Source organism: Streptomyces sp. NPDC004721, from assembly GCF_053601495.1.
Map to the genome: position 1 here is coordinate 113,532 of NZ_JBSGBZ010000013.1, position 11,535 is coordinate 125,066.

Here is an 11,535-nt window from a genome sequence, read left to right on the forward strand (position 1 = left end):
TGAGCCGGGCGCGCCTTCCCTCCGACTCCAGGCCGGGGGCGAAAGCCTCAATTCGCCGCACCTGGCGGTTCCTTGGGGTTCTCTTGGCCTTCACATTCCCCTGGCATGAACGGTTCATCGGGAAGAGTGGCCCCGATCGTGTGATCCAGACGAAAGACCCTTACCGCCGCGGGCTCTACGCGGATCGCGCGAGGACCGACCACTCATTGCGTCACATGCGAACGCATCGCAGGGGGTTCTATGAGATCCAACCGTGCCACAGCGCGCGCCGGAATGAGCTTGGCGGCGACCCTGCCGCTGCTCGCCGGCGCACTGGCGCTCGGCATACCCGCGCACGCTGCGGACAACCCGGGCCGCAGCGCGCTCGCGGGCACCAAGCCCGTCTGGGCGACGGCCACGGCGGACAAGGGCGCCACCTCGGACAGCACCCAGGTCCACGCCCGGGTCTACCTGGCCGGACGGGACGCCGCCGGTCTCGCCCGGTACGCCGCGGCGGTGTCCGACCCGTCCTCGGCCTCGTACGGCAAGTACCTGAGCGCCCAGGAGGCGCAGGCGCGCTTCGGCGCGACGAAGGCCCAGGTGGACGCCGTGAAGTCATGGCTGGCCTCGTCGGGGCTGAAGGTCACCTCCGTGACGGCGCACTACGTCGCCGTCTCCGGTGACGTCGCCGCCGCCGAGGAGGCGTTCGGCACCCAGCTGCACAACTTCGCCAAGGGGTCGAGGACCTACCGCGCCCCGGCGCGGACGGCCTCGGTGCCGGCCTCCCTGAACGGCACCGTCCTGACCGTCACCGGCCTGGACAACGCGCCGCACAAGGCGAAGCACAAGGACCAACTGCCGCCGCCGGACGACGTGTTCAAGAACGCCGGGCCGTTCTCCACGTACTACGGCTCGAACGTGGCGAGCACGCTGCCCTCCGCGTACGGCCAGAAGGTCCCGTACGCCGTCAAGGGCTACACCGGCAAGGAGCTGCGGTCCGCCTACGGCGCCGGTAAGTACACCGGCAAGGGCGTCCGCATCGCCATCACCGACGCGTACGCCTCGCCGACCATCGCCGTCGACGCGGCCAACTACGCGAAGAAGAACGGCGACAAGCCCTGGAAGACGGGCCAGTTGCGCCAGGTGCTCCCGGCCGGCTACACGGACACCGAGGAGTGCGGGGCGGCCGGCTGGTACGGCGAGGAGACCCTCGACGTCGAGGCCGTGCACGCGGTCGCGCCGGACGCGAACATCGTCTACGTGGGCGCCGCCTCCTGCTACGACGACGACCTGCTCGACTCGCTGAGCAAGATCGTCGACAACCACCTGGCCGACATCGTCTCCAACTCCTGGGGCGACATCGAGGCCAACGAGACGCCGGACGTCGCGGCGGCCTACGACCAGGTCTTCCAGTTCGGCGCGGTCGAGGGCATCGGCTTCTACTTCTCCTCCGGTGACGACGGCGACGAGGTCGCCAACACCGGTACGAAGCAGGTCGACACCCCGGCCAACTCGGCGTGGGTGACCGCCGTCGGCGGTACCTCGCTGGCCGTCGGCAAGGGCCACAAGTACCTGTGGGAGACCGGCTGGGGCACCCAGAAGGCCTCGCTGTCCGCGGACGGCAGGAGCTGGGCGGGCTTCCCCGGCGCGTTCACCTCGGGCGCGGGCGGTGGCACCAGCCGGACCGTGCCGCAGCCGTCGTACCAGACGGGCGTCGTGCCGAAGGCGCTGGCCACGGCCAACAACAAGGCCGGCAACCGCGTCGTCCCGGACATCGCGGCGGTCGCCGACCCGAACACCGGCTTCCTGGTGGGCCAGACGCAGACCTTCCCGGACGGGTCTCAGCGGTACAGCGAGTACCGCATCGGCGGCACCTCGCTGGCCGCGCCGGTCATGGCGGCCGTCCAGGGCCTCGCCCAGGAGGCCCGCGGCGGCAAGGCGATCGGCTTCGCCAACCCGGCGATCTACGCCAAGTACGGCTCGAAGGTCTACCACGACGTGGTGGACCAGCCGACCGGCAAGGACCTCGCGGTCGCGCGGGTCGACTACGTCAACGGCGTCGACGCCGCGGACGGCCTGAGCGTCTCCGTCCGCAGCCTCGGCAAGGACAGCTCGCTCAAGGCGGTCAAGGGCTACGACACCGTCACCGGCGTCGGCTCTCCCGCGAACGGCTACGTGGAGTCCTACCGCCGCTGACGCCAGGTCAGCGGCCGTGCGCCCGCTTCTCCTCCGGGAGGGGCGGGCGCACGCGTGCGTCCAGCACGGCGTCGGCGACGTCCTCGGGGCGGTCGAGCATGAGCAGGTGGCCGGCGGGTGCGCTCGGCCGGAACGCGCCGCCCAGGACCGCGAGCGCCCGCTGCCGGGCGAGCCACCGTTCCCGCCGGGGCCCGGGCCGGCGCGGGTCGTCGGCGGCGAGCACGGTGACCGGCAGGCCGGGCGGCAGCGTCCGCGACCGCCGCAGGGCCGCGAGCTCGACGGCCTGGTCGGCATAGGTGGCGTTCTCGGCCAGGGTCGCGCGCAGCCAGCGGCTCGTGGAGTAGGCACCGCGGACCCGGTCGTACGACGCCGGTTCGCCTCCTCCGACCCGGCCCGCCCGGACCGCCGCGCGGCGCAGCAGCGGTCCGGCGGCGCGGGGCAGGCCGGCCGCGCTCACCAGCGCGCCGCACGCGCGCGTGGCGGCGTCGCGGGCGGCGCGCGCCCGGCGGGGGCGGGGGTCCTCCTCCACGCTGGAGTCGACGAGCACGAGTGCGGCAGTCCGCTCGGGGAACATCCGGGCGAAGGCCTCGGCGTGGAACCCGGCGATCGAGTGCCCGACGACCGCGGCGGGCCCGTCCGCGCCCACCGCGTCGAGTACGGCCGCAATACGCCGGGCCTCCGCCCCGAGCGTCGGCCACGCACGCGCGTGCCCGCTGAGCCCGAGCCCGGGCCGGTCGAACCGCACGACCGTCCGGTACGGAGCCAGCAGCGCGGCCACACCGTCCCAGTCGAACCAGCACATCCCGAGCCCCGGACTCAGCACACAGAGCGGCCCGCTGCCATCGACGACGACGTGGTGGACGACGCCGTCGACGCGGACGAAGGTCATGGGTACGTCCTCCCGCGTGGTCCGTAGGAGCATCATGACAGCGCGAGCCGCAGGAACACGGAGCAAGCCCCCAGGCGAACGGCCACCGGCCGACGAGGACGGGCGCCCGGACCGCCGACACGAGCGCACGGGGCGGCACCGTCACGCCCGCGAGCGATCCCCTGCCCGCCGGGACCCGCGGCCGGTCGGCGGACGGGTCGCATGAGAGCGGGCGACTCCTCGCGGCCAGGCGCCGGCCCACAGGGGCAGACGCCCGGACAGCCCACCGGCACAGACGCGCGCCGAGCACACGGACACGGTGTCGGTTACCGCCACGCGCGCGGGCCGGGGCGGCGTGGGGTGGCCCACACCTCCGCACCCGGCTATCGCGTCGCTTTGACGATTACACTGGGCGCGTGCCTCAACTACGTCTCGCCCTGAACCAGATCGACTCGCGCGTCGGAGACCTCGCCGGTAACTCCGAGGCGATCGTCCGCCGGGCCCGGGAGTCCGCCGAGCGCGGAGCGCATCTCGCGGTGTTCCCGGAGATGGCGTTGACCGGGTACCCCGTCGAGGACCTGGCCCTCAGGTCGTCCTTCGTGCAGGCGTCCCGCGCCGCGCTGCGCGCCCTCGCCGCCCGGCTCGCCGCGGAGGACCTCGGGGAGCTGCCGGTGCTCGTCGGCTATCTCGACCGCGGTGAGACCGCTCAGCCGAAGTACGGCATGCCCGCCGGCGCGCCGCAGAACGCGGCGGCGGTGCTGCACCGCGGCGAGGTGGTGCTGAGCTTCGCCAAGCACCACCTGCCGAACTACGGCGTCTTCGACGAGTTCCGCTACTTCGTCCCCGGCGACACCATGCCGGTCCTGCGGGTGCACGGCGTCGACGTCGCGCTCGCCATCTGCGAGGACCTGTGGCAGGACGGCGGCCGGGTGCCGGCCGCCCGCAGCGCGGGCGCCGGGCTGCTGGTCTCGATCAACGCCTCGCCGTACGAGCGCCTGAAGGACGACGCCCGCCTCGACCTGGTCCGCAAGCGGGCCCAGGAGGCCGGCTGCACCCTCGCCTACCTCGCCATGACCGGCGGGCAGGACGAGCTGGTCTTCGACGGCGACTCGATCGTGGTCGCCCCGGACGGCGAGGTGGTCGCGCGGGCGCCGCAGTTCGCCGAGGACCTCATGGTGCTGGACCTGGACCTGCCGGCCGCCTCGGCGCAGGCGCCCGCGGGCGTGGTCGACGACGGTCTGCGCATCGACCGCGTGGTGCTGTCCGAGGAGCCGCTGCCGGCCTACGAGCCGGAGCCGACCGGCGAGTACGCCGCTCGCATGGACGACGACGAGGAGGTCTACACGGCGCTGGTCGTGGGCCTGCGCGCGTACGTGCGCAAGAACGGCTTCCGCTCCGTGCTGATCGGCCTGTCCGGCGGCATCGACTCCGCGCTGGTCGCGGCGATCGCCTGCGACGCGGTGGGCGCGGAGAACGTGTACGGCGTCTCCATGCCGTCCAAGTACTCCTCGGAGCACTCCAAGGACGACGCCGCGGAGCTGGCACGGCGCACCGGCCTCAACTTCCGCACCGTCCCGATCGAGCCGATGTTCGACGCGTACATGGGCTCCCTGGGCCTGACGGGCCTGGCCGAGGAGAACCTCCAGTCCCGGCTGCGCGGCACGCTGCTGATGGCGGTCTCCAACCAGGAGGGCCACATCGTCCTCGCGCCCGGCAACAAGTCGGAGCTGGCGGTGGGCTACTCGACGCTGTACGGCGACTCGGTGGGCGCGTACGGCCCGATCAAGGACGTGTACAAGACGTCGGTCTTCCGGCTGGCCGAGTGGCGCAACCGGGCCGCGGCCGAGCGGGGCGAGGTCCCGCCGATCCCGGAGAACTCCATCACCAAGCCGCCGAGCGCGGAGCTGCGCCCCGGCCAGGTCGACACCGACTCGCTCCCGGACTACCCGGTGCTGGACGCGATCCTGGAGCTCTACGTCGACCAGGACAAGGGCGCCGACCTGATCGTCGCGGCCGGATACGACCGCGAGCTGGTCACGAAGACGCTCCGCATGGTCGACACGGCCGAGTACAAGCGGCGCCAGTACCCGCCGGGCACGAAGATCTCCGCGAAGGGCTTCGGCAAGGACCGGCGCCTGCCGATCACGAACGGCTGGCGGGAGTCGGCGTAGGCACCGGCTCCCGTACAGGAGCAACGAGGGTGCGGGTGCCCCCCGGGGGCTAGGCCCCCGGACCACCCGCACCGCCCTCGGCCCGGACGGCCCGGTCCCGGAGTTCCCCCGTGCTCGTCGAGCGGGATGGGACCCCGGTACGGGCCGCGGACGGCATGTGCGAGGCGACCACGCGCTCCCGCCCGACCCGCACGCCACCCGCCCGCCGCAGGTCCACCCGGTACGCCAGGCCGGCCACCGCGAGGCCCAGCACCGCGAGGGCGGCCCCCGCGAGCGCCGGCGAGGTCACGCCGAGGCCCGCGGCGAGCGCCAGGCCGCCGATCCAGGCGCCGCCCGCGTTCGCCAGGTTGAACGCGGCCTGGTTGGCCGCGGAGGCCAGGGAGGGGGCCGTGGACGCCTTCTCCATGACCATGAGCTGGAGCGGCGAACCGGTGACGAACGCCGCCGTGCCCAGCAGGGCCACCGCGAGGGCCGCGCTCCACTCGGTCCGCATCAGCAGCGGGAACAGCGCCAGCACGACCGCCAGCGCGGTGAGCCCGCCGAACAGCGTGCCCCGCGTCGAGTGGTCGGCCAGGCGCCCGCCCAGCAGGTTGCCGACGGTCGCGCCCACTCCGAACAGGGCCAGCAGCAGCGTCACTCCGGCCTCGGCGTACCCGGCGGAGCCGGTGAGCATCGGCGTGATGTAGCTGTAGGCCGAGAACAGCGCGCCGAAGCCCGCCACGGTCGTCAGCAGGGCCAGCCAGACCGGGAGGGAGCGCAGGGCGGCCAGTTCGCGGCGCAGGCCGGCCGCGGGGGCGTGGCCGCGGTCGCGCGGGACGAGCAGGACGAGGGACGCTATCGCGGCGACCCCTATCACGCTGACCGCGAGGAAGGTCACCCGCCAGCCGAGGCGCTGGCCCATGAGCGTGGCGGCCGGGACACCGACGACGTTCGCCAGGGTCAGGCCGAGCATCATCAGGGACACCGAGCGGGCCCTGCGCTCCGGCGGCACCATGGTCGCGGCGACGACGGCGCCCACACCGAAGAAGGCGCCGTGCGGCAGCCCGCTGAGGAAGCGGGCGGCCAGCAGCCAGTCGTAGCCGGGGGCGAGGGCGGACAGCGCGTTGCCGACGACGAACAGGGCCATGAGGCCGATCAGGACGTGCCGGCGGGGCAGCCGCGAGGTGACAGCGGCCAGCAGCGGGGCGCCGATGACGACGCCCAGCGCGTACGCCGAGACCAGGTGCCCGGCGGCGGGGATCGAGACGTGCAGGTCGTCGGCGACGTCGGGGAGCAGCCCCATGATGACGAACTCGGTGGTACCGATGCCGAAGGCGCCCACGGCGAGGGCGAGCACAGCCAGGGGCATGGAGGGCCTTTCAGAGCTTCGAAGCGTGCGGTGCAGGAGTTCCGCACCGCGGTGATCCGCGTATGTTCAGAGACGGAACAAAGCCTCTCAGGCCCAGTATTCCACCAGGTTAAGACCCGGTTGCCGATGTGGTGACGTTCACACGCGCGGCCACCGGCAGATGGTCGCTGCCCGTGCGCGGCAGGGTCCAGGAGCTGACCGGCTCCACTCCCCTGACCATGATCTGGTCGATCCGCGCCATCGGGAACGACGCCGGCCAGCTGAACCCGAACCCGCTGCCCGCGGCGCCCTGGGTGGAGCGCATCTGGGAGGTGACCGCGTTGAGCGAGCGGTCGTTCATGGTGCCGTTCAGATCGCCGAGCAGGACCACCCGGGGCAGTTGCTCACCGGCGATCGCCTCGCCCAGTGCGTCCGCGCTCTCGTCGCGCTGTGCGGCGGTGAACCCGGCGTTCAGCTTCACCCGCACCGAGGGCATATGGGCGACGTACACCGCGACGGCCCCCTCGGGCGTCCCCACGGTGGCGCGCAGGGCGCGCGTCCAGCCAAGTTTGATGTCGACGGAGCGGACGCCGCTGATCGGGTACTTGCTCCACAGCCCGACCGTGCCCTGCACCGTGTGGTACCGGTACGCCGGGGCGAGCGTCCGCTCGTAGACGGGGAGCGCGGACGTCTGCAGCTCCTCCAGGGCGAGCACCTGGGCCCCGGAGGCGGCCAGATCCCGGGCGGTGCCGGACGGGTCGGGGTTGTCGGCGTTGACGTTGTGCGTGGCGACCATCAGTTCGCCGCCGGTGCCCGTCTTGTCGGTGAGCAGGCTGTCGAACTGGTGGAACCAGACGATCCCGGGCAGCAGCACGGCGATCAGCGCGATCGGCGACCTGCGTACCAGGGCCAGCACCAGCAGCACCGGCACGAACAGGCCCGCCCACGGCAGGAAGGTCTCGATGAGGCTGCCGAGGTTGCCGATCCGGTTGGGGATCTGCGCGTGCATCAGCATCACCAGGGCGAGGGCGACCGCGAACGCGGCGAGAAGGAGGCCCCGGCGCCAGATCCCCGCGTCGCCGCGCCGGCCGTCGGAGAAGCCGCGCGCCAGGCGCCGGAGCCGGTCCCCTGGGCGCTCGGGCCCCGAGCCGCCCGCCGTCTCCGTCACGTACGCCTGTCGCGCCATACCGTCGCCTCACTGCCTGCCGTGCACACCGTTCACCCCCGCGCTCTACGACCCTAGGGGATGATCGGCACCGTTCCCGCCGTCCTTGACGGCCGTACGGGCAGGAGGACGAAGAAGTCGGCGCGCGGAGTTCCGGTCGCGCCGCCCGCAGCCCCATCTGTGACGAAACGCGCACATCAACGCGAGGAACTGACAGGCCGTAGCCCTTCGAGCACCGCGTCCACTATCTGCTCCGACAGCCCCTCGGGCAGGCCGGCGTCGGGGCGCATCACGCTGCGCACCAGCATGGGGCCGACGAAGAGGTCGCCAAGCAGGTCGACGTCGATGTCCCGGCGCAGTTCGCCGTCGCGCTGCCCGCGCCGCAGGACCTCCACCTGGAGTTTGCGCCGCGGCTCGATGACGGTCGCGTGGTAGGCGCACCAGATCTTCGGGCTGCTCTTCATCTGGGCGTAGACGTTGTGCAGGATGAGCGAGCTGCGGCTCACCAGGCCGCGGCGGCGCAGCTGTTCGAGGATGGCCACGAGGTCGTCACGCATGGAGGTGCCCGGCAGCTCGGGGTCGGGGGGCTCGGTGGCGCGTACGACGTCGACGAACAGCTCCTCCTTGCCGCTCCAGCGCCGGTAGATGGTGGCCTTGCCGACGCCCGCGGTGCGGGCGATGCGTTCAATGGAGAGTTCGGCCAGCGGCACACCGTCCTCCAGCAGCTTCATCACGCCCTCCACGATGGCGCGTTCCACCGCTTCGCTGCGGGGGCGCCCCCGCACGGGGGCGTCGGCAGCGGCGTGGCTGTCGGCAAGGCTCACGTAGGCCGTCCTTTCGTCGTACAGGGAGATTGTCCTATCGGGCGGTCGTCGGTGGGTTCAACCCACCGACGGCCTCCCCCGGCCGGCAGTCCCCCGTCGCCGCGTGGCCCCCGTGCCCCGGCTACTCCACCGCGGCCACCAGTTCCTCTTCCTCCTCGCCCTTCTGCGGCAGGGCCTCCTTGCCCGGCAGGAACACGGCCACCACGACCGCGCCGACGAGCGCGACCACGGTGCCGCACAGCGCGGTGACGTGCATGGCGTGCAGGAAGGCGTCGTTGGCCGGACCGATCAGGGCCTTGCCCTGCGGGCCGAGCTTGGCCGCGATGCCGAGGGTGGCCTCGATGGACTCGCCGGCCTTGTCGCGCAGTCCGGCCGGCAGCAGGCCGAGCTTGCCCTCGATGTCGTTGCGGTACGCCGTCGAGAGCACCGAGCCGAGGACGGCGATGCCGAGAGCGCCGCCGACCTGGCGGAAGGTGTTGCTGAGCGCGGAGGCCGAGCCGGCCTTCTCGCGGGGCAGCGCCTGCATGATGACGACGCTGGTCGGCGTCATGATGTGCGCCATGCCGGTGCCCATGAGGAAGAAGACGACCTCCAGCAGCCAGATCGGCGTGTCGGCCTCGAAGCCGGCGAAGGCGGCCAGCATGGCGGCGAGCAGGATCAGCCCGCCCGTGGTGGTGGCCTTGTTGCCGAAGCGGTCGACGACCAGCCGGGCCCGCGGCGCGAAGATCAACTGCGCGACGGCGAGCGGCAGCATCAGCACACCGGACTCCAGCGGCGAGTAGCCGCGCACGCTCTGGGTGTAGAAGACGCCGAAGAACGTCACGCCCATCAGTGCGAAGAAGACCAGCGCGATGGCGGTCATGGCGGCCGAGAAGACCTTGTTCTTGAAGTACGTGACGTCCAGGGACGGGTGGTCGCTGCGCTTTTCGTAGACCACGAAGGCCGCGAGGACGAGCAGGCCCGCCACGATCGTCGACAGCACGGTCGCGTTGGTGAAGTCGGCGAGCTCGCCGCCCCGGATGATGCCGTAGACGAGCAGGACCAGGCCGACGACGGACAGCACCACACCGATCGGGTCGAGGCGGCCGGGCCGTGGGTCGCGGGAGTCGGGCACCAGCCACAGCATCAGCGCGACCCCGAGGATGACGATGGGAACGTTGACCAGGAAGACCGAGCCCCACCAGAAGTGGTCCAGGAGCAGACCGCCGGTGATCGGGCCGATCGCGATGGCCAGGCCGACGCCGCCCGCCCAGATGCCGATGGCCTTGGGCTGCTCCTCGCGCTCGAAGACGTTCATCAGGACGGCCAGGGTGGCCGGCATGACGAAGGCGGCGCCCAGGGCCATCAGGGCGCGGAAGGCGATGAGTTGGCCCGGCGAGCCGGACTCGGCGGCCAGCGCGGAACCGACGCCGAACACGACGAGGCCGCCGATCAGGACCTTCTTGCGCCCGATGCGGTCGCCGACCAGGCCCGAGGTGAACAGCAGGCCCGCGAAGACGAGGGTGTAGGCGTTGATCGCCCACTCCAGCTCGCTCTGCGTGGCGCCCAGGCCGGTCGGGGCGGGGGTCGAGATGGTCTTGATCGCGACGTTCAGGATCGAGTTGTCGAGCACCACTATCAGCAGGCTCAGCATCAACACGCCGAGAATCGCCCAACGGCGGCGGTGCACCGCTTCCGGAACCCGGGGGCCGGGGGCGGCGCGGTCGGCAGGAGTAGTCATGGCGCCGAGCGTAGGGCTACTTCCGATACGAGACCGTCTCGTATCGCAATCTTTTACCCAGATCTTACGCCTTCTGTGCCGAGACGTTGCGCACATGGGGCTCCTCTGGCCGCGTCCGGCACGAGGTGCCACCATGAGAGGGATCCGGGGACGCCGTAAGGGCGCCCCGAGATGACTGAAGGAGCCGTTGTCATGACGCAGCTTTCGGCTGCCCACAACAAGCCCTCCGACGGCAGCAAGGCGCTGTACGGGGGGAAGGGCACCCGCCGCATCACTGTTCGCGACATCTCCCTCGCCAAGGAACGCGGCGAGAAGTGGCCCATGCTCACCGCCTACGACGCGATGACCGCGTCCGTCTTCGACGAGGCCGGCATCCCGGTGATGCTGGTCGGCGACTCCGCGGGCAACTGCCACCTCGGCTACGAGACGACCGTGCCCGTCACGCTCGACGAGATGACCATGCTGTCGGCCGCCGTCGTCCGCGGCACCCAACGCGCCCTGATCGTCGGCGACCTCCCCTTCGGCTCCTACCAGGAGGGCCCGGTGCAGGCGCTGCGCTCGGCGACCCGGCTGGTGAAGGAGGCGGGCGTCGGCGCGGTGAAGCTGGAGGGCGGCGAGCGTTCCCACGAGCAGATCCGGCTCCTGGTGGAGTCCGGCATCCCGGTCATGGCCCACATCGGCCTGACCCCGCAGTCCGTCAACGCCATGGGGTACCGCGTCCAGGGCCGCGGCGAGGAGGCGGCGCAGCAACTGCTGCGGGACGCGAAGGCCGTTCAGGACGCGGGCGCGTTCGCGGTGGTCCTGGAGCTGGTGCCGGCCGAACTGGCCGCCGAGGTGACGCGGGTGCTGCACATCCCGACGGTCGGCATCGGCGCCGGTCCCGACACGGACGCGCAGGTGCTGGTGTGGACCGACATGCTCGGGCTGACCGGCGGGCGCGTGCCGAAGTTCGTCAAGAAGTACGCCGACCTGCGCGAGGTCATGGGCAACGCGGCCAAGGCCTTCGCGGAGGATGTGGTGGGCGGGACGTTCCCGCTGGAGGAGCACTCGGTGCACTGACCTCCAGTTGAGCCATCGCGGTACCAGGGCAGCCCCCGCCGATCTTCCCCCGTCGGCGGGGGCTGCCGGTTTCTTGAACGGTGGGCCGGTGCCGCGGCTGGGAGGTGGGTCGGCTCGCCGCGCCTGGCGGGTGCTGCCTTCGCCCACCCGTGCCGCCCCCAGCGGCACGACTGCCCGCAGGCCTTGCGGCACGGCTGCCCGCGGCTGCGCGGGCTGGTCGGCTGTC

Annotated in this window: 8 protein-coding genes; 3 read left to right on the plus strand and 5 right to left on the minus strand. The window is 72.1% G+C overall.

The features are described 5' to 3' along the window. Positions 1–240 precede the first annotated feature (240 nt). Complete coding sequence (locus tag ACWEK3_RS14730; protein WP_453249806.1) at positions 241–2,175, plus strand: S53 family peptidase; 1,935 nt, start codon at positions 241–243, stop codon at positions 2,173–2,175. A gap of 7 nt (positions 2,176–2,182) precedes the next feature. On the opposite strand, the gene ACWEK3_RS14735 is transcribed toward ACWEK3_RS14730, so the two are convergent. Further along, positions 2,183–3,064 carry an alpha/beta hydrolase gene (locus tag ACWEK3_RS14735; RefSeq protein WP_453249807.1) on the minus strand — a complete coding sequence of 294 codons (882 nt, stop codon included), beginning with the start codon at positions 3,062–3,064 and terminating at the stop codon, positions 2,183–2,185. Positions 3,065–3,459: 395 nt separating this feature from the next. Here ACWEK3_RS14735 and ACWEK3_RS14740 point away from each other — a divergent pair, with 395 nt between their 5' ends. Further along, the gene (locus tag ACWEK3_RS14740; RefSeq protein WP_450545290.1) at positions 3,460–5,214 is read left to right on the plus strand and encodes an NAD+ synthase; all 1,755 of its coding nucleotides are present in this window, start codon (positions 3,460–3,462) and stop codon (positions 5,212–5,214) included. A gap of 49 nt (positions 5,215–5,263) precedes the next feature. Here ACWEK3_RS14740 and ACWEK3_RS14745 read toward each other — a convergent pair whose 3' ends face one another. From ACWEK3_RS14745 to ACWEK3_RS14760, 4 genes are all read right to left on the minus strand, one after another. Next, entirely contained in the window at positions 5,264–6,562 is a 1,299-nt protein-coding gene (locus tag ACWEK3_RS14745) for an MFS transporter (RefSeq protein WP_453249808.1), read from the minus strand. Positions 6,563–6,671: 109 nt separating this feature from the next. Then, entirely contained in the window at positions 6,672–7,727 is a 1,056-nt protein-coding gene (locus tag ACWEK3_RS14750) for an endonuclease/exonuclease/phosphatase family protein (RefSeq protein WP_450545293.1), read from the minus strand. A gap of 176 nt (positions 7,728–7,903) precedes the next feature. Then, positions 7,904–8,530, minus strand: coding sequence for a TetR/AcrR family transcriptional regulator (locus ACWEK3_RS14755; RefSeq protein WP_450545294.1), 627 nt, complete (start codon positions 8,528–8,530; stop codon positions 7,904–7,906). 121 nt (positions 8,531–8,651) lie between these two features. Continuing rightward, positions 8,652–10,250, minus strand: coding sequence for an MFS transporter (locus ACWEK3_RS14760; protein WP_453249809.1), 1,599 nt, complete (start codon positions 10,248–10,250; stop codon positions 8,652–8,654). A 192-nt stretch (positions 10,251–10,442) separates the two neighbouring features. Here ACWEK3_RS14760 and panB point away from each other — a divergent pair, with 192 nt between their 5' ends. Next, entirely contained in the window at positions 10,443–11,309 is an 867-nt protein-coding gene (panB, locus tag ACWEK3_RS14765; protein WP_365426812.1) for a 3-methyl-2-oxobutanoate hydroxymethyltransferase, read from the plus strand. The last annotated feature ends 226 nt before the right edge of the window (positions 11,310–11,535 follow it).

Coding starts and splice junctions, on each gene's coding strand:
- ACWEK3_RS14730 (WP_453249806.1), top strand. CDS start 241: ATGAGATCCAACCGTGCCACAGCGCGCGCCGGAATGAGCTTGGCGGCG.
- ACWEK3_RS14735 (WP_453249807.1), bottom strand. CDS start 3,064: ATGACCTTCGTCCGCGTCGACGGCGTCGTCCACCACGTCGTCGTCGAT.
- ACWEK3_RS14745 (WP_453249808.1), bottom strand. CDS start 6,562: ATGCCCCTGGCTGTGCTCGCCCTCGCCGTGGGCGCCTTCGGCATCGGT.
- ACWEK3_RS14750 (WP_450545293.1), bottom strand. CDS start 7,727: ATGGCGCGACAGGCGTACGTGACGGAGACGGCGGGCGGCTCGGGGCCC.
- ACWEK3_RS14760 (WP_453249809.1), bottom strand. CDS start 10,250: ATGACTACTCCTGCCGACCGCGCCGCCCCCGGCCCCCGGGTTCCGGAA.
- panB (WP_365426812.1), top strand. CDS start 10,443: ATGACGCAGCTTTCGGCTGCCCACAACAAGCCCTCCGACGGCAGCAAG.